This window comes from Paraburkholderia sp. SG-MS1 (assembly GCF_012275575.1).
Taxonomy (GTDB): Bacteria; Pseudomonadota; Gammaproteobacteria; order Burkholderiales; family Burkholderiaceae; genus Paraburkholderia.
The window spans coordinates 1-18,759 of the sequence record NZ_NPIH01000021.1 but is presented as its reverse complement, the minus strand read 5'-3'; the positions used below and the strand labels follow the sequence as shown (position 1 = coordinate 18,759).

16 protein-coding genes and 1 pseudogene are annotated in these 18,759 nt (G+C 62.8%); 16 read left to right on the top strand and 1 reads right to left on the bottom strand.

The window, feature by feature from the left end:
• From CIC12_RS01755 to CIC12_RS01735, 5 genes are all read left to right on the top strand, one after another.
• Positions 1–1,008: family 1 glycosylhydrolase (locus CIC12_RS01755; RefSeq protein WP_168661585.1), on the top strand; the 1,008-nt coding region annotated here is incomplete at its 5' end.
• 91 nt (positions 1,009–1,099) lie between these two features.
• Complete coding sequence (locus CIC12_RS01750; protein ID WP_168661583.1) at positions 1,100–2,230, top strand: ABC transporter ATP-binding protein; 1,131 nt, start codon at positions 1,100–1,102, stop codon at positions 2,228–2,230.
• A gap of 39 nt (positions 2,231–2,269) precedes the next feature.
• On the top strand, positions 2,270–2,500 hold the full coding sequence (locus CIC12_RS01745) for a type II toxin-antitoxin system Phd/YefM family antitoxin (protein ID WP_168661581.1): 231 nt from the start codon (positions 2,270–2,272) through the stop codon (positions 2,498–2,500).
• A gap of 487 nt (positions 2,501–2,987) precedes the next feature.
• Positions 2,988–3,221, top strand: a complete 234-nt coding sequence (locus CIC12_RS01740; protein WP_168661579.1) for a type II toxin-antitoxin system Phd/YefM family antitoxin — start codon at positions 2,988–2,990, stop codon at positions 3,219–3,221.
• A complete protein-coding gene (locus tag CIC12_RS01735) occupies positions 3,218–3,607 on the top strand; it encodes a type II toxin-antitoxin system VapC family toxin (protein WP_168661578.1) in 390 nt (129 codons plus the stop codon). The genes CIC12_RS01740 and CIC12_RS01735 overlap by 4 nt, the downstream gene beginning before the upstream one ends.
• Here CIC12_RS01735 and CIC12_RS01730 read toward each other — a convergent pair.
• Positions 3,586–4,638 carry a LacI family DNA-binding transcriptional regulator gene (locus tag CIC12_RS01730; protein ID WP_121324568.1) on the bottom strand — a complete coding sequence of 351 codons (1,053 nt, stop codon included), beginning with the start codon at positions 4,636–4,638 and terminating at the stop codon, positions 3,586–3,588. The genes CIC12_RS01735 and CIC12_RS01730 overlap by 22 nt on opposite strands.
• Positions 4,639–4,910: 272 nt before the next feature.
• Here CIC12_RS01730 and CIC12_RS01725 point away from each other — a divergent pair, with 272 nt between their 5' ends.
• The 11 genes and pseudogenes from CIC12_RS01725 to CIC12_RS01675 form a co-directional block, all read left to right on the top strand.
• On the top strand, positions 4,911–6,203 hold the full coding sequence (locus tag CIC12_RS01725) for an extracellular solute-binding protein (RefSeq protein ID WP_168661576.1): 1,293 nt from the start codon (positions 4,911–4,913) through the stop codon (positions 6,201–6,203).
• Between the two features lie 60 nt (positions 6,204–6,263).
• The gene (locus CIC12_RS01720; protein ID WP_342030498.1) at positions 6,264–7,181 is read left to right on the top strand and encodes a carbohydrate ABC transporter permease; all 918 of its coding nucleotides are present in this window, start codon (positions 6,264–6,266) and stop codon (positions 7,179–7,181) included.
• A gap of 3 nt (positions 7,182–7,184) precedes the next feature.
• Positions 7,185–8,015: a carbohydrate ABC transporter permease gene (locus CIC12_RS01715; protein ID WP_168661574.1), complete on the top strand. Its 831-nt coding sequence runs from the start codon at positions 7,185–7,187 to the stop codon at positions 8,013–8,015.
• A gap of 70 nt (positions 8,016–8,085) precedes the next feature.
• Entirely contained in the window at positions 8,086–9,216 is a 1,131-nt protein-coding gene (locus tag CIC12_RS01710; protein ID WP_168661572.1) for an ABC transporter ATP-binding protein, read from the top strand.
• Positions 9,217–9,487: 271 nt separating this feature from the next.
• Entirely contained in the window at positions 9,488–11,893 is a 2,406-nt protein-coding gene (locus CIC12_RS01705; protein WP_168661570.1) for a glycoside hydrolase family 3 N-terminal domain-containing protein, read from the top strand.
• Between the two features lie 86 nt (positions 11,894–11,979).
• Positions 11,980–12,747, top strand: a complete 768-nt coding sequence (locus CIC12_RS01700) for an SDR family NAD(P)-dependent oxidoreductase (RefSeq protein ID WP_168661568.1) — start codon at positions 11,980–11,982, stop codon at positions 12,745–12,747.
• Positions 12,744–13,628, top strand: a complete 885-nt coding sequence (locus CIC12_RS01695) for an SMP-30/gluconolactonase/LRE family protein (RefSeq protein WP_168661566.1) — start codon at positions 12,744–12,746, stop codon at positions 13,626–13,628. Before CIC12_RS01700 ends, CIC12_RS01695 begins: the two co-directional genes overlap by 4 nt.
• 164 nt (positions 13,629–13,792) lie before the next feature.
• Positions 13,793–14,788, top strand: coding sequence for a LacI family DNA-binding transcriptional regulator (locus CIC12_RS01690; protein ID WP_168661564.1), 996 nt, complete (start codon positions 13,793–13,795; stop codon positions 14,786–14,788).
• A gap of 200 nt (positions 14,789–14,988) precedes the next feature.
• Complete coding sequence (locus tag CIC12_RS01685; protein ID WP_168661562.1) at positions 14,989–16,392, top strand: MFS transporter; 1,404 nt, start codon at positions 14,989–14,991, stop codon at positions 16,390–16,392.
• Positions 16,393–16,419: 27 nt separating this feature from the next.
• Positions 16,420–18,204, top strand: a complete 1,785-nt coding sequence (locus CIC12_RS01680; RefSeq protein ID WP_168661560.1) for an IlvD/Edd family dehydratase — start codon at positions 16,420–16,422, stop codon at positions 18,202–18,204.
• Between the two features lie 78 nt (positions 18,205–18,282).
• Positions 18,283–18,759 (top strand): annotated as a pseudogene (locus tag CIC12_RS01675) (fumarylacetoacetate hydrolase); the annotation flags it as partial.

The window sequence follows — 18,759 nt, the reverse complement described above, 5'->3', positions numbered from 1 at the left end:
CGCGGCATTCAGCCGTTCGCGACGCTGTATCACTGGGACCTGCCACTCGCGTTGCAGGAAACGCAAAACGGCTGGGAAAATCGTGACACCGCCTATCGCTTTGCCGACTACGCGCGCAAGATCGGCAGCGTGCTCGGCGACCGCGTAGCGTCGATTGCGACTCACAACGAGCCGTGGTGTACCGCGTGGCTCGGCAACGCGACCGGATATTTCGCGCCGGGCAACGCAGAGCTGAAAAAAGCGACCAACGTCTCGCACCATCTGCTGCTCTCGCATGGCCTCGCATTGCAGGCACTGCGTGCCGATGGCGTGAAGGCGCCGCTGGGCATTGTGCTGAATCAGTCGCCGGCGCACGGCGCGACGGATTCGCCCGAGGACCAGGCTGCCGCATCGCTCGAATATTCGAAGTTCGTCAGCTGGTACATGGACCCGCTGTTCAAAGGCGAATATCCGGCCGAGGCGCTGCAATGGTACGGCGAGAACGGCCCGCAAGAAGTGATTCGCGAGGGCGACTTCGACATCATTGCCACGCCCATGGACTTTCTGGGCATCAACTACTACACGCGCATTTTCGCGAGCGCATCCGGTGAAAAGCGGCCGCCGGGCGCGCTCGGCTTCACGGACATGGACTGGGAAGTCTATCCGCAAGGGCTGACCGAATTGCTGGCCGGCCTGAACGCGAACTACACGCTGCCGCCCATCTACATCACCGAGAACGGCTGCGCGGCGAAAGATGTGCTGGACAACGGGCGCGTGCGCGACACCGACCGCATCAGGTTCTACGACCTGCATCTGGCCGCATTGTCGGATGCCGCGCAAAAAGGTGTCGACGTGGCGGGCTATTTCGCGTGGAGCCTGATGGACAACTTCGAATGGGCGTCCGGCTATGACAAGCGCTTCGGCATGGTGTACGTCGACTACGCAAGCCAGCAGCGCACGCCGAAGGACAGCGCGCACTGGTATCGCGACGTGATCGCGCAGCACGCCGGCGCGGCGTTGCCCCGCTAAAGCGGGGTCACTGGCATCACGACCCGCGTGACGCGCCCCACGGGCGGCGTCGCGCGGGCGAGCAAGGTTAAGGATTCAGGAGGAGCTAGACATGGGCGAACTCGTATTGCACAACGTCGCGAAGACGTATGGTGAAGGGCCACAGGTCATTCAGGGCATTGATCTTCACATTCCGGATGGCCAGTTCACGGTTTTCGTCGGGCCGTCCGGGTGCGGGAAGTCGACCATGCTGCGCATGATCGCCGGGCTCGAATCGGTGAGCGGCGGCGACATTCTGATCGACGGCGTACGGGTCAACGACCTGCAGCCCGCGGACCGTGGGATCTCGATGGTGTTCCAGAGCTACGCGCTCTACCCGCACATGACGGTCGCGGAAAACATGGGCTTTTCGCTGAAACTGTCGGGCAAGTCGAAGCAGGAGGTCCGTGAAGCGGTCGGACGGGCGGCAGAGATTCTGCAGATCAGTCATCTGCTCGAGCGCAAGCCGAAGGCGCTCTCGGGTGGTCAGCGGCAACGCGTCGCGATAGGACGGGCGATCGTGCGCAAGCCGCGCGTGTTCCTGTTCGACGAACCGCTATCGAATCTCGACGCGGCGCTGCGCGTGCAGATGCGCATCGAGCTCGCGAAGCTGCATCGCGAACTCGGCACGACGATGATCTACGTCACGCACGACCAGGTCGAAGCCATGACGCTGGGCGAGAAAATCGTCGTCTTCAACAAAGGACATATCGAGCAGATCGGCGCGCCGCTCGATCTGTACGACCGGCCGGCCAACCGTTTCGTCGGCGGCTTTCTCGGCTCGCCGCAGATGAACATGCTGCCCGCCACGCTCGTCTCGCAAGGCGAAACTCGCACCGTCATCGCGCTTGCCGGCGCGACTGAACAAATCGTGTTGCCTGGCCGTCCGGGCCGGCCGCTCGGCGGCAAGCTCACACTCGGGGTGCGGGCCGAGCATCTCGGCATCGGCGCGGCGGGCGATGGGCTCGGCGCGCGCGTCGAACTGATCGAGCATCTGGGCGACGTATCGCTGCTGCATGCGCACCTTGACGGCGCGGGGCAGGCGATTTCACTGAAGCTCGACAAGAAGGACGCGCAGCATGCGCTCGGCGCGCGCGTCGGCATCAAGGTGGCGGCATCGGCGGTCACGCTGTTCGATGCGGACGGCGTTGCGGTGCCGTTTGAGCGTAGCGAAGTCGAAGGGCATGTCCACGCGGTGGTTTGACCGCGTCGATAACAAACAACGTGCCGCGTGGAGAGCGCAATGGAAAAGAGAGTATCGAAAGCCATATTCAAGTCCAGGGCATGCGAACTGTTCCGGCAGGTCGAGTCACTGGGGGAAACCGTGGTGGTCACGGATCGTGGGCAACCGACCATCGAGATTCGCCCCTATCGCAGCACGCCCGGCAATCCGCTTGAACTGTTGCGCGCATCGATCGTTCATTTCGATGCGACGCAGGGGTCGCAGCTGGACCCGATAGAGGCAGATCGATGAATCCGCTCGATGCTGCCCCCGGAACGAAGGGATATTTTGGGCCCTCTTCGAGTCTTTCTAACGTTAGCGATAACAGGCCTGGTTTCGCCGCGTCTTATCCATTACCTTGCAACAGGCTTTCACCTCTAAACACGCGCCGGGCGGCGCCGGAGGCGAATCTCTAGAGCCGCCCACATGAGACCAGGTAAACTCCGCATGGCGGTCGCATGAGCGTGCTATTAACATAATCTAACGTTATGGATAACGTTAAACCTGTTCCTGTTTCACTATCACGCAAAGGCGACTGTGGGCCAGATCGGAGCGCCGCTCCACATGTGCGACGGACTCATGTCGCCGGACCGTCGCACGAGCGTTGCTGGAAGTGGGAAGCCGCCGAGGGTTTCCTCGTAGCAGTTTGAAAATCGATAACGAATATCCGGCCGCCAACCGCAAGCGTTGCGGCCCGATCCAAAAAATAGCTGGTTGAATCATTTGGGTGGAGAGCGCAATGGAAAAGAGAGTATCGAAGGCCATTTTCAAGTCCAGGGCATGTGAACTGTTCAGGCAGGTGGAAATGCTGGGGGAGACCGTTGTCGTCACGGACCGTGGGCAGCCCACCATCGAAATCAGGCCCTATCGCAACAAGCAGGAGAATCCGCTCGAACTGTTGCGTGCTTCGATCGTGCATTTCAACATGAAGCACTCGCCCCTGGCTGTCACGATGGAGCAGGAAGATCGATGATCACGCTCGATACGCTTGCACTGGTGTGCTGGCTGAGCAGACAGAAAGCGTTGAGTCAGGCAGCACACGACGCGATCGATCGCGAACTGTACGGCGGTGAAATCCTGATTTCGTCGATCAGTGCGCTCGAAATCGCGGAACTCGTCAACGACGGCCGGCTCGGGCTGTCGATGGACGCGCGCAGCTGGCTGTCGACGTTCGTCTCGATGGAAGGCGTGCGGATGGTCCCGGTGGACACTGAAATCGCCTTGCGCGCGGCGCGGCTGTCGTCCGCGCTTACGTCCCATCAGCGCCTGATCGTCGCCACTGCGCGCACGTTCGGCGGCGCACTCGTCACGTCGGACGCGAAGGTGCGCGCCTCGACTTACGTGGAAACCATCTGGTGACGTGCGCGGCGGCGCGGCTTCGTGCGGACCGGTCCGGTGGAATCGCGCACGACCAGTTCCGCCGGCAGCGTGATGCGCTGCGAGGCTGCATCGATACCGGCGATCCGGGCGAGCAGCGTATTGACCGCCGAGCGCGCCATCTGCTGGAAAGGTTGACGGATCGTCGTGAGTGCCGGATGAAATTGCTCCGACATCGGGATGTCGTCGAAGCCGATCACCGAAATGTCGTCGGGCACGCGCAAGCCCGCTTCCCTGATCGCGGCGATCACGCCAAACGCGCTTTGATCGTTCGCGGTGAAGATGGCGGTGGGCGGATCGGCGAGATTGAGCAGATCGAAGGTGACATCGAACGCCATCATTTGCGACAGATCACCGGCGGCGACCAGCGCGTCCTCACGCGGCAGCCCGAGCCGGGCCAGCGTGTCGTGATAGCCGCGCTGACGGTCGCGCACCCCTTCGATCGTTTCGTCGCCTGCGAGAAACGCGATCCGCTTGTGACCGAGTTCCGCGAGATGCTCGACCGCAAGACAGGCGCCGCCATAGTTATCGACCGACACCGATGGAAAACCGGTCAACGTGCCGCGCTGATCGACGACGACGACCGGCACCTTGGCGGTGGCGAGCGCTTCGAGACAGAGCGATTCGCGCGGCAGGATGGCGAGAATCCCATCCGAGAATTGCTGGATCAAGCCGAGCAGGTCGTGATGCGTATCGCGGTCTTCGTCGAATACCGTGTAGACCAGCATCTCGCAACCCGCGCCGCGCGCCGCGCGGCCTGCGCCGAGAATTAGCTCGCTGGAGAACTGGGTGTCCAGCGTCGGCGTGATGATGCCGATGATGCCGTTGCGGCCGCCAGAGAGTTTCTGCGCAGTACGGTTGACGACGTAGCCGATATCCGACGCGATTCGCAGCACTTCGTCGCGCGTTTCGCGCGACACGCCCGGGCGGCCGTTGAGCGCGCGCGAAGCGGTCATTTGCGAAACGCCGGCGAGCTTGGCGACATGCTCGAGCGTCGGGGTCTGCCTTGCCATGCGTGATGAGGGCGTACGAGAGGTCATGTCGAATTGGACTCGCTTTTAACGTTAGCGATACCGTTTATATTCTAACTATTCTACCAGAAGAGGTTGCGCGCGCCGACCCTTCGGCAGTCCATCTTCTTGTAGTATGCAAGCGGCGCGGGAAGGTTGACCAGGTAAAATCCCGCATAGCGGTCGTTCACACGTCGGCCTAACATTCGCTAACGTTAAGGCTAACGTTACACGTTGCGGTTGATATTCTAATATCCATAGAGGGGACACAAAACATGGCGTACCCGGCTTTTTCTAAAGTACGGTCAATTGTCGGCGCCACGGCGCTCGCATTTTCGCTGTCCGCAGTCGTTTCGACAGCTGCATTCGCACAATCGACGATCACCGCGTGGGATCAGCAGACCAATACGTCGTCGAGCAAGATCATTCGCGACGCGTCGGATCGTTTCGAAAAGGCGGCTCCAGGCTACAAGGTCGAGAATTCGCACATCCTGAACGAAGCATACAAGACGAAGCTGAAGGTCGCGTTCGGCGCGAACCAGCCGCCGTGCGTATTCGAGAACTGGGGTGGTGGCGGTCTGCACGAATACGTGAAATCCGGCCAGATCGTCGACCTCACGCCGTACCTGAACAAGGACCCGGCGTATCGTAACCGCTTCATGCAATCGTCCTGGAATGTCACGACGTACGACGGCAAGACCTATGGTGTCGCTGCCGAGAATGCAGCGGCCGCTGTGATCTTCTATAACAAGGACGTCTTCGCGAAATACGGCGTCACACCGCCGAAAACGTGGGACGAACTGATGCACGTCGTTGCCGTGCTGAAGTCGCACAACGTCGCAGCGTTCTCGCTCGCGAACAAGAACAAGTGGACCGGCTCGATGTACTACATGTACCTCGTCGACCGTATCGGTGGTCCGCAAGTCGTGAAGGACGCGATCGAAGGCAAGGGCAAGGGCTTCGAAGATCCGGCGTTCGTCGAAGCCGGCAAGCGTATCCAGGAACTCGTGAAGGCTGGCGCGTTTGCGCCGGGCATCAACGGTCTGGATTACGACTCGGGTGCTTCGCGCCGTCTGCTGTACTCAGGCAAGGCTGCTATGGAGCTGATGGGCGCGTGGGAAGCATCGACGATCGCGAACGAAAATCCGACGTTCTCGAAGGATCTCGACTTCTTCCCATTCCCGAGCGTGCCGGGCGGCAAGGGTGATCCGCGCGACCTGATCGGCACGGTGGGTGATGGCTTCCTGAGCATCTCGACGGAGTGCAAGACGCCCGACGTAGCGTTCAAGCTGATCCAGGCAATGACCGACGACCAGGCGATGCAGGCTCGTGCGTCGGATGACCACAAGCTCCCGCCGGTCAATAACGTCAGGATCGACGATCCGTTCACGCAGCGTCTGCAGAAACTGCTTGCCGCTGCTCCGAGCGTGCAGCTCTGGTACGACCAGGCGCTCCCGCCGGCTCTCGGCGAACTGCACAAGGACACGACGCAGCAACTGTTCGGTCTGTCGCTGACGCCTGAGGCTGCTGCGCAGCAAATGGAAGCCGCTTCGAAGAAGGGCGGTTAATCTTCAGTCCCTAAGGGAAGTCCGGTCGGCACCGTAAGGCGCCGGCCGGCATACACGCTCGTGAATATCGCACTTTCCGCTACACCCGAACGCCGGCTGCGAATCTCATCGCAAACGCTCGTCACGGTTGTGTTTCTTGCGCCGACGCTGCTGCTGCTGGCCCTATTCCTGCTCTATCCGCTCGTTTCCAGTCTGCGGCTGTCGCTGGTCGACTGGAATGGCCTCGGTAACACCGCCCGCTTCATCGGGCTTGCGAACTGGGGACGGCTCGCTCACGACGCGGTGTTCTGGCAATCGCTCAGGAACAACGTGATTCTTGCGGTCGCGTCGATCGTCATCCAGCTTCCGATCGCGCTCGCGCTCGCCGTGCTGCTGGAAAAGGCCGGCCGTGGCTCCCGCGTGCTCAAGGTTCTCTATTTCCTGCCGCTGCTCATGTCGAGCGTGGCGATCGGCGTGCTGTTCAAGCAGATCTACGATCCGAATTTCGGTCCGCTCAACGTCGCGCTGCAGGCATTCGGGCTTGATGGCCTCGCGAAGGACTGGCTGGGCGACCCGCATTTTTCGCTGGGTGCGACCATCGCCGTGATCATCTGGCAGAACGCGCCTTTCTACATGATTCTGTTCCTCGCCGGTCTCTCGTCGATGCCGGCCGAGGTCAACGAGGCTGCCCTTCTCGACGGCGCGTCCGAGTGGACCATTTTTTGGCGCATCAAGCTGCCGCACCTGCAAGGCACGGTGCGCACGGCCGTGCTGCTATCCGTGCTCGGCTCGCTGCGTTACTTCGATCTCGTCTTCGTCATGACCGGTGGCGGCCCCGAAGGCTCGTCCGAGGTGATGGCCACCTACATGTATCGCACGGTGTTTAGTTCGTTCCAACTCGGGTACGGCAGCACCATCGGCTCGGCGATGTTCCTTATCGTCATCACGGTGGCGGCGGTATCGATGTACTTCACCCGCCGTTTTGCAACCGAGGTCTGAACCATGAACAAGAAACTACGCTTCCCACGCGTCGGGATTCCCCTGCTGGCATTGATCTGGCTGGGTGTCACGACGATCCCGTTTATCTTCATGGTCGTGTCAAGCTTCAAGAGCCAGGAAGAGACCTTCACGACGTCCGTGTGGGCGCCGCCGAGCCACCTGTATTGGGGCAATTACACGGCTGTGCTGAAGGGGCCGTTTTTCACGTATTTCCGTAATAGTGTGTTCACGGTGGGCGTGTCGGTGCTGCTGATCGTCATCATCAGTGCGATGGCGGCCTACGTGTTTGCGCGCATGCGCTTCGCGCTGAACAAGCTGCTCTTCGGTCTCGTGATCGCCGGCATGATCGTGCCGCTGCATGCAACGCTCGTGCCGATCTATCTGCTCACGCGCAATCTCGGTCTTTACGATACGGCGTTCGCGCTACTGGGTCCTTATGTGGCCCTCAGTCTGCCGGTGTCGATCTTCATCCTGACCGAGTTCATGCGCCAAATTCCGCGCGAGCTCGAAGAAGCCGCACAGCTCGACGGCTGCGGTCCATTCACCATCTTCTGGCGTATTTTCTTCCCGCTTTCGGGGCCGGGGCTTGCCACTGTGGCGATTTTCAACGGCATTGGCCTTTGGAACGAGTTCATCTTCGCGTACATGCTCACGTCAACGTCCGAGCACCGTACGCTGCCGCTCGCGATCTGGGACTTCATGGGGCAATACGCGTCGAATATTCCTTCGATGCTGGCTGTCCTCGTGCTCACGTCGTTGCCGCTGATTGTTGCTTATGCGTTCGGTCAGGAGCGCGTGATCAAGGGGATGATGGCCGGCTCGCTCAAGGGCTGATTCGTATCGCATACCGCGTCCAATCGTGCGGGCTAAAGTGGCCTGCACACCGAACTTTGCATAAAACGATATGGCAAGCATTTCCCTCACCAACGTACAGAAGTCCTACGCGAGCGGCAACGCGGTGATCCGCGACGCCAACCTCGAAGTCGGCAACAACGAATTCTGCGTGTTTCTCGGACCGTCGGGCTGCGGCAAGTCCACGCTGCTGCGCATGATCGCCGGTCTCGAATCGATCACCGCCGGCGAGCTGCGCATCGACGGCAAGCTGATGAACAACGTGTCGCCGGCGGAGCGCCGTGTCGCCATGGTGTTCCAGAACTACGCGTTGTATCCGCACATGAGCGTCTACGAAAACATGGCGTTCGGACTGCGTCAGGCGAAGATCGACAAGGCGACGATCGACAGCAAGGTGCGTAGCACGGCTGCCACGCTGCAGCTCGATGCGCTGCTGGACCGCAAGCCTGCTGCATTGTCCGGTGGACAGCGGCAACGTGTGGCGATCGGCCGCGCGATCGTGCGTGAGCCAGGCGTGTTCCTGTTCGACGAGCCGCTGTCGAATCTCGACGCAGCGCTGCGCGTGCAGACCCGTATCGAGATCGCGCGTCTGCATCGCGAATTCCGCCGGGCGAGCGCGGTTTACGTCACGCATGACCAGATCGAGGCCATGGCATTGGCCGACAAGATCGTGCTGTTGCAAGCCGGCGCCGAACTGGAGAAGCACGGCAGCGTTGCGCAGATCGGCGCGCCGCTGGATTTGTATCACCGTCCCAAGAGCCGCTTCGTCGCGGGCTTCATCGGCTCGCCGAAGATGAACTTCCTGCCCGGTGTCGTGAAGACAATCGACGCCAAGGGTATCGAGGTCGAACTGACGAGTGGTGAGCGCGTGCGAGCGCAGGTCGATGGCCGCAAATTGCAACCGGGCAATCAGGTCACGCTGGGCATCCGCCCTGAGCACCTGAGTCTGCCCAACGGCCAGGCCGGCGCGCAGACGATTCGCTGCGCGGTGCGCCTCGTAGAGCGGATGGGTGAGCACAGCTACGTTCATATCGACGGCGGTAGCCGTGACGGCAACGCACTGATCGCCAAATTGCCCGGCGACGGCGGGGTGTCGCATGATGAGTGCATCGAACTGACGCTGGCGCCCGATGCATGCCACGTGTTCGACGAACAGGACTTCGCGCTGCCGCGTCTGCACTGAACTTTACGTGCCGCCTTCAGGGACGCGATCGAATGATCTGCGGCCTTGAAGGCGATGCAACGCGGCCTCGTCATGATATCGAATTGAGAGAGACTTTCGCGCTTTTTATTGCTTGGTCAATTTAAAGGACTGCGAAGTTCAACGAGAAATATGAAGGTTCAGGCGGCGAGGATTCCGATGAAGCGACGCCGTCCCGTGCAAGTGTGATGAAAAACGGATTTGTCGGCGCCTTGCGCGCTCTGCACATAAAAATTATTTAAAGGAGTTCTTGATGTTGCTTCGCCAAAGTGAAGTTCCGCTCTACCGCAATCCCGGGGCTGCCATCGAGGAGCGCGTTTCCGATTTGCTCGCGCGCATGACTCTGGACGAGAAGATTGCCCAGCTTCACGCCGCGTGGCTGAAGCTGTCGTCGGACGGCAATCACGAAGCGCGTACGGTGGATTTTGCGCATGGCGACGGCGCCATTACAGTGGAAACGATCCTTCAGCACGGCCTGGGTCAGATCACGCGTCCGCTCGGCACGCACACGGTCGATCCGAAAGAAGGCGTGCGCGCGCTCAATGCGTTGCAGCGGCAGATGGTGGAAGACACGCGCCTCGGTATCCCGGTCATGTCCCACGAGGAATGTCTGGTCGGCCTGATGATCAAGGACGCCACGCTGTTTCCGTCGCCGCTGAACTATGCGGCCACGTGGAACCCGCGTCTGGTTGGGCAAGTGGGCGAGATCATCGGCGAGCAGGCGCGCTCGATCGGATGTCATCAAGGACTCGCGCCGGTGCTCGACGTGTCGCGCGATCCGCGCTGGGGCCGCACCGAGGAAACGCTTGGCGAAGACCCGTATCTGGTCGGCGTACTCGCGTGTCATTACGTGAAGGGGCTGCAAGGCGAGCGCCGCGATCTGCTCGCGACGCTCAAGCATTTCGTCGGCCATTCGGCGAGCGAGGGCGGCCGTAATCACGCGCCGGTGCATGTCGGTCCGCGCGAACTCAACGACGTGTTCATGCTGCCGTTCGAAATGGCGGTCAAGCTCGCGCACGCCGGCTCGATCATGCCCGCGTATCACGACATCGACGGCGTGCCGTGTCATGCGGACCGCACGTTGCTGCAGGACACGTTGCGCGACAAGTGGGGCTTCGACGGCCTCGTCGTCGCGGACTATGCGGCTGTCGATCTGCTCTACAGCCACCATGCAGTCGCACGCGACAGCGCGGCGGCCGCCGCGCTCGCGTTCAACGCGGGGCTCGACGTCGAGTTGCCGGGCCACGAGTGCGCGCTGCATCTGAAGGAAGCGCTGGCGCGCGGCGAGATCAGCGAGACGACGCTCGATACTGCCGTTTCGCGTGTGCTGCGCACGAAGTTCCGTCTGGGCCTGTTCGAAAATCCGTACGCCGATCCGGACAGCGTGGATGTGAAAAGCGAATCGGCCGGCGACACGGCATACCAGGTGGCGCTCGAATCGGCGGTGCTCCTGCGCAACGAAGGCGGCGTGTTGCCGCTGGCCGCGAAAGGCGCGGCGAAGGTCGCGGTGATCGGCCCGACCGCCGACGATCCGTTGGCACTGCTGGCCGGCTACAGTTTTCCGGTGCACCTGATCAACTCCGGCGAGCAGTCGGTCGCGTCGATCAGCACGCCGCTGAAGGCGCTGCGTGCACTACTCGGCGACGAGCGGGTGATTCACGCACGCGGCTGCGACATCATCGCGGAGCGTCGTGCGGGTGCGCCGGTGTTTCCCGGCGACGTGTCGCTGGACACGATGGCCGACGCGAACCGCGACGAACTGATCAGCCAGGACACCGGACGCATCGCCGCGGCAGTGGAAGCCGCGCGGGAGGCGGGTGTCGCGATCGTGTTCGTCGGCGATCTGGCCGGGCTGTTCCAGTCCGGTACGGTGGGCGAAGGCTCCGACACGGACAGCCTCGATCTGCCGGGTGTGCAGCAGGCATTGCTGGCGGCGGTGGTCGATAGCGGCACGCCGACGGTCGTCGTCATGACGGGCGGCCGTCCGTACAATCTCGGCGGTCTCGAAGACCGGATCGCCGCGCAGATCATGGCCTTCGCGCCGGGCGAGCGCGGCGCCGAAGCCCTCGCCGATCTGCTGGTGGGCCGCGCGAATTTCACTGGCCGCCTGCCGTTGTCCGTGCCGAAGAGCGCCGGGGCTGTGCCGTACACGTACAACCATCGGCTCAAGAGCGCCGGTACGCCGGTCGCCTATCATTTCGGTTGCCGCTACCCGTTCGGCTTCGGACTCAGCTACACGCAGTTCCGTTATGCCAATCTTGCGGTTGCGCAACGGGAAGTGCCGATCGGCGACGGCACGGTCGAACTCGGCTTCACGGTCGAGAACACGGGTTCGAGCGAAGGCACCGAAGTCGTGCAAATTTATGTGCGCGACCGGCTGGCGTCGTCGGCACGACCGGTGCGCGAATTGAAGGCGTTTGGCCGTGTGCCGCTGGCCGCAGGCGCCTCGGCCCAGGTCCGCGTGCGCATTCCTGTCGACATGCTGAACTTCACCGATGGGCGCGGAGAGCGTATCGTCGAGCCAGGCGACTTCGACCTGCTGGTCGGAAGCTCGAGCCGCGATATTCTGCTGAGCGACGCGGTGACGGTCGCGGGCAACGCGGTGCGAACGCTCGAACGCGACTGGCGCATGGTGAGCGAGGTCGAGGTCCTGGCTTAACCGGCGGCATGTCGAAGATGCGTCCGGCCAAGGGGCGGCGGGACGCCATGTATTCGTTGTCATACTCGGAACAAGTGGAATATCAGATGTCGTACGCAATCTATCCCAGTCTCTCAGGCAAGACGGTTGTCATCACCGGTGGCGGCAGCGGCATCGGCGCCGCGATGGTCGAAGCATTCGCACGGCAGGGCGCGCGCGTGTTCTTCCTCGACGTCGCGGAGGGCGACTCGCTCGCGTTGCAGGAATCGCTGCGTGACGCGTTCCATCCGCCGCTGTTCCGACGCTGCGATCTGCGCAGCGTCGACGCGATCCAGAGCACATTCGCCGAGATTATGGAACTCGCCGGGCCGATCGAGGTGCTCGTCAACAACGCGGGCAATGACGATCGGCATGAGATCGAAGCTGTCACGTCGACCTATTGGGACGAGCGCATGGCCGTGAATCTGCGGCACCAGTTCTTCTGCGCGCAGGCCGCGGCGGCCGGTATGCGCAAGATCGGCCGGGGCGTGATCCTGAATCTCGGCTCGGTCTCCTGGCACCTCGCGTTGCCGAATCTCGCGATCTACATGAGCGCGAAGGCGGCGATCGAAGGGCTGACGCGCGGCCTCGCGCGCGATCTCGGCGATGCTGGCATCCGTGTGAACTGCATCATCCCCGGCGCGGTTCGCACGCCTCGTCAGATGCAGCTTTGGCAGTCGCCCGAGAGCGAGGCGAAGGTCGTCGCGAGCCAATGCCTGCGCTTGCGCATCGAGCCCGAGCACGTCGCGCGCATGGCCCTGTTCCTTGCGTCCGACGACGCGTCGCGCTGCTCTGGTCGCGATTATTTCGTCGATGCCGGGTGGTACGGAGAATGAAAGTCCGTCTCCCTGAGTGCGTCTGGCCGGTCAATGCCCAACTCGGCGAAGGTCCGCTGTGGCAGGCCGCGGAAAACGCGGTCTATTTCGTCGATATCAAGAGCCACCATATCTATCGTCTGATGATCGACACCGGAGCAACGCAGACGTGGCGGGCGCCGAACCAGCCGGGTTTCATCGTACCGCTCGCTGATCACACGTTTGTCTGCGGGCTGCCGGACGGCCTCTATCGTTTCGATGCGGGTAGCGGACAGTTCAGCAAGCTCAAGGACGTCGAGCCGCATTTGCCGGGCAACCGTCTGAATGACGGCTTCGTCGATGCGAGCGGACACCTGTGGTTCGGCTCGATGGACGACGCCGAAGAGCAGCCCAGCGGCACGCTGTATCGCGTGAACGAGGCCGGCGAAGTGGTCGCGCAGGACGACGATTACGTGATCACCAACGGCCCCGCGATGAGTCCGGACGGCCGCACGCTCTATCACAACGACACCATGCGGCGCGTGGTGTATGCATTCGATGTGAACGAAGACGGGACGTTGTCGGGCAAACGCATCTTCGCCGCGATTTCCGGCGACGGCCATCCCGATGGCATGGCCGTCGATGCCGACGGCTTCGTGTGGGTCGCGCTGTTCGGCGGCTGGCGTATCGAGCGTTTCTCGCCCGACGGCAAGCTGGTCGAGCAGGTGCCGTTTCCGTGCGCCAACGTGACGAAACTCGCTTTCGGCGGCGACGATCTGCAGACGGTCTACGCATCGACCGCGTGGAAGGGACTGTCGCCCGCGGAACGTGAGCGGCAACCGTTGGCCGGCGGCCTGTTTTCGTTTCGCGCGCCGGTGCCCGGCCAGCCTCAGGCGCGCTGCACACGCGGCTTTTCGCAATAGACCAGAAAGCGGAACGCGCTTGAGGCCGACATCTGGCGCCATGCACAGGCGATGGTGAAACCTCGCCCTGTGCCGGGCGCCGCCAGGTATCATGTGCGTTCCGCGACTTCTGCGCACTTGCAGTGATCCCTACCATGACGTCCAGGCCGCCTGCCCCGCCCCGCATGTCCGATGTTGCCGAACGCGCCGGCGTGTCGAAGATGACCGTGTCGCGCGTGCTGTCCGGACGCAGCGTGTCGCAGGCGACCCGCGAGAAGGTGCAGAAGGTCATCGACGAACTGGGGTATGTGGCCGATGCAGCCGCCGGCGCATTGTCGTCGGGGCGTTCGGAGTTTGTCGCGGTACTGGTGCCGTCGCTGTCCAGCTCCAACTTCTCCGACACGGTGCGCGGCCTTACCGCCGCGTTTAGTCCGCATGGGCTGCAACTGTTGCTCGGCGACACCGACTACCGTCTCGAGCAGGAAGAGCTGCTCGTGCGCTCGATGCTGCGCCACCAGCCGCGCTGCGTCGCATTGACGGGCAGCCGGCACACCGAGGCGACCCGCACGCTGTTGCAGCGCGCGGGTATCCCGGTCGTCGAAATGTGGGACCTGCCTGCCGACCCGATTGACACCGCAGTGGGCTTTTCGAATGCCACGGCGGCGCGCGCGATGGTTCGACATCTGCATGAGTGTGGCTATCGGCGGATCGGTTTTATCGCCGGGGCGAGTGAGCGCGATCGGCGCGGTCTCGACCGGATGCGCGGCTATGTCGCCGAAATCAAGGCGCTCGGGCTCGGCGAGCCGCGCGTGATCCGCCTTGGCGAATCGCCGATCACGATGAGTCACGGGGCGCCTGCCATCGGCGCGCTGTTCGAAGCGTGGCCCGATACCGACGCCGTGATGTGCGTGAGCGACATGTCGGCGTTCGGCGCGATCATGGAGTGTCACCGGCGCGGGTTGTCGGTGCCTGGCGACATCGCGATTGCCGGGTTCGGCAACTTCGAGGTGTCGTGGTGTTGTCAGCCGACGATCACGACGGTGTCGGTCGATGCCTACGGAATCGGCTTGCGAGCCGGCGAGACCTTACTCGCGGCACTGGCGGCGCGCGAGGCGGGTCACACGTCCCGCACGAAAGCGGTCAAGATCGACTTTGAGGTGATTGCTCGGGACAGCGCCTGAGCCAGCCGCGCCCGACTCTCCAGGCAGTATTTCACGCAGAAGGGCAGGGATATCCCTTGGTTGTTCAGATGATGAGCCACGCGTAACATCTGCATGCAGAAATGTTACCGGTAACTTAACTCGGGGGATTCAGTAGCCCGCATGGCACGCGGTCCTGGCGCCCGAACATTTCCTGGAAAAATACGCTGATGGAGATATGAATGACCACTGTGCCGTCCGCCATCGCCGCGACATCCGCGGGGGGCAGCGAATTTGAGGAAAAGACCTATCGCAAGGTCGTGCGCCGTCTGTTGCCGGTGCTGTTGCTGTGTTACGTCGTGGCTTATCTGGATCGGGTGAACGTCGGCTTCGCGAAGCTGCAGATGCTCGATGACCTCGGGTTGTCTGACACCATGTACGCGATCGGCGCCAGCGTTTTCTTCTGGGGCTACTTCATCTTCGAAATTCCGAGCAACGTGTTCCTGCATCGCTACGGTGCACGCTTCTGGATCGCGCGGATCATGTTCACGTGGGGTCTCGTGTCGATGGCGCTCGCGTTTGTCGAGCCGCTCGCGCGCCTCGCGCATGTCGAAACCGCGACCATGTTCTACACGCTGCGTTTCCTGCTCGGGATCTGCGAGGCCGGTTTCTTCCCGGGCGTCATTCTTTATTTGAATTACTGGTTCCCGGCGCATCGACAGAGCCGCGTCATGTCGGGTTTCCTGATCGCGATGCCGGTCAGCCTGATGCTGGGCGGCGTGGTGTCCGGCTGGTTGATGGACCACACCGCAGGCCTGTTCGGGTACCAGGGCTGGCAATGGATGCTGCTGATCGAAGGCGTGCCGTCACTGTTGACCGCGTTCGTGGTGTACTTCTCGCTCGATGACGGCATCGAACGCGCACGTTGGCTCACGCCGCAAGAAAAGAGCCTGCTCGCGGCGAATCTGCAGCGCGAGAGCACGCACAAGACGGCGCGCTTTGGATCGGCGGTGCGCGATCCGCGTGTGTGGCTACTGGTGGCGATTCTGCTGACCTTCAACACCGGCTTCTACGGCCTCGCGTTCTGGCTGCCGTCGATCATCAAGGCGACCGGTGTGCAGGACCCCTTGCATATCGGCCTGCTGACGGCTATTCCTTATGGTGTGGCGATCATCGCGACGCTCGCCAACGCGGCGCATTCGAAGAAAACCGGTGAACGGCGCATGCACGCGGCCATTCCGGCGCTGATCGGCGGTCTCGGGCTGATTCTGAGCGCGGCGTTCGCGCATCACATCGTATTGGCGATCACGTTCCTCACGATCGCCACCGCGGGGATTCTCGCGTTGATGCCGATCTACTGGACATTCCCCGGCCAGTTGCTGTCGGGTGCGGCAGCGGCGGCGGGTATCGCGATGATCAATGCGATCGGCAACCTGTCAGGCTTCACGGGCTCGATGATCACCGCCGTCGCCAAGAACCTGACCGGCGATATCAACAATGGCACGTATGCGCTGGGCGCGTGTCTGCTGGTCAGCTGTGTGCTGATCCTGCTCGTGCCGCGCAGCATGCTGACACGGGCGGCGCCCGCTGGAGACGGCAAGGCCGCCTCTCAGGCGGACGTGCCGGGCAGCACGCAAGCGGTTTAACTTCCTCAAGACAGAGAGACAAGCAACATGTCAGCATCCACACCGCGCCGGCTGAGAAGCCAGGAATGGTTCGACGACCCATCGCACGCGGATATGACGGCGCTCTACGTCGAGCGCTTCATGAACTACGGCCTGACGCGCGAAGAACTCCAGTCTGGCCGGCCCATCATCGGCATCGCGCAGACGGGCAGCGACCTCGCGCCGTGTAACCGGCATCACATCGAACTCGCGGCGCGCACGAAAGCAGGCATCCGCGACGCGGGCGGCATTCCGATGGAGTTTCCGGTTCATCCGCTCGCCGAACAGAGCCGCCGGCCGACCGCCGCGCTCGACCGCAATCTCGCCTATCTCGGCCTGGTCGAAATCCTGCACGGCTTTCCGCTCGACGGCGTCGTGCTGACCACCGGCTGCGACAAGACCACGCCCGCCTGTCTGATGGCGGCGGCCACCGTCGACATGCCCGCGATCGTGCTGTCGGGCGGCCCGATGCTCGATGGCTGGCACGAAGGCAAGCGTGTCGGCTCGGGCACCGTGATCTGGCATGCGCGCAATCTGCTTGCGACGGGCGAGATCGACTACGAAGGTTTCATGCAGCTGACGACCGCCTCGTCGCCGTCGATCGGACACTGCAACACGATGGGCACCGCGCTGTCGATGAACAGCCTCGCCGAGGCGCTCGGCATGTCGTTGCCCGGTTGCGCCAGCATTCCGGCGGCGTATCGCGAGCGTGGCCAGATGGCGTATGCGACCGGCAAGCGCATCGTCGACCTCGTGCGTGAAGATGTGCGTCCGTCGCACATCATGACAAAAGAAGCGTTCGAAAACGCGATCGTGGTGGCGTCGGCGCTGGGCGCGTCGAGCAACTGCCCGCCGCATCTGATCGCGATTGCGCGGCACATCGGCGTCGAACTGAGTCTCGACGACTGGCAGCGCGTAGGCGAGCAGGTGCCGCTGATCGTGAACTGCATGCCGGCGGGCCAGTATCTCGGCGAGAGCTTCCATCGCGCGGGCGGCGTGCCCGCCGTGTTCCACGAGCTTGCGAGGGCGAACCTCGTCCACGGCGAGTGTCTGACCGTAGCGGGCCGCACGATCGGCGAGATCGCGGCGGGTGCGCAGACCGGGGACCGCGACGTCATCAAGACAACTGAAGAACCGCTCAAGCATGGCGCCGGGTTCATCGTGCTGTCGGGCAACTTCTTCGACAGCGCGATCATGAAGATGTCCGTGGTCGGTGAGGCTTTCCAGAAGACCTATCTGAGCGAGCCCGGCCAGGAGAACGCGTTCGAAGCGCGAGCAATCGTGTTCGACGGACCTGAGGACTATCACGCGCGCATCAACGACCCGTCGCTCGAAATCGACCAGCACTGTATTCTGGTGATTCGCGGTGCCGGGACCGTGGGCTATCCGGGCAGCGCCGAAGTAGTGAACATGGCGCCGCCGGCGGAACTCGTGCGTCAGGGCATCACGTCGCTGCCCACGCTCGGCGACGGCCGGCAAAGCGGTACCTCCGCGAGCCCGTCGATTCTCAACATGTCGCCTGAGGCGGCAGTCGGCGGCGGACTCTCGCTGTTGCGCACGAACGATCGCATCCGCGTCGACCTGAATTCGCGCAGCGTCAACGTGCTGGTCGACGAGGACGAGCTTGCGCGGCGCCGTGAAACGGCGACGTTCTCGATTCCGCCGGCGCAGACGCCGTGGCAGGAACTGTACCGCCAGACCGTGGGCCAGCTCTCGACCGGCGGCTGTCTCGAACCCGCGACGCTGTATCTGAAGGTGATTGCCGAGCGTGGCAATCCGCGGCATTCGCATTGAAATGCAGGTGGCAGAGCCGGGCTCGGATTCGAGCACGGGCCCCCTCGTCTTCCAACTTTCCTGAAGAAATCCATTCCCATGTCTGCAACTTCTCAATCCAGTTTCCTTCCGGACGACCTCGATCAGGCGCTGCTCGTGGGTCGCGTGTGGCGCAAGACCGATCAGCACGAAGGTCCGTGTGTGGTCGTCGTGCGCGGCGGCGAGGTGTTCGACATCACCGCCACCGTGCCGACCACGGCTGATCTGTTCGACCGCGAAAACGCCGCGCACATCGCGCGCACGGCGCCGGGCGTGTCGCTCGGCGGCGCGGCGCAACTGATCGCGGCCAACCTGCCGGGCGCAATCACGCCGGCTGTGCGACTGCTCGCGCCGTGCGACGTGCAGGCCATCAAGGCGTGCGGCGTGACGTTCGCGGTCAGTCTCATCGAACGCGTGATCGAAGAGCAGGCGGGCGGCGATCCCGCGAAGGCGAAGGAGGTTCGCGAGACGATCGCGTCGACGATCGGCACGGACCTGTCGAAAATCAAGCCGGGCTCGGATGCCGCGATGAAGCTG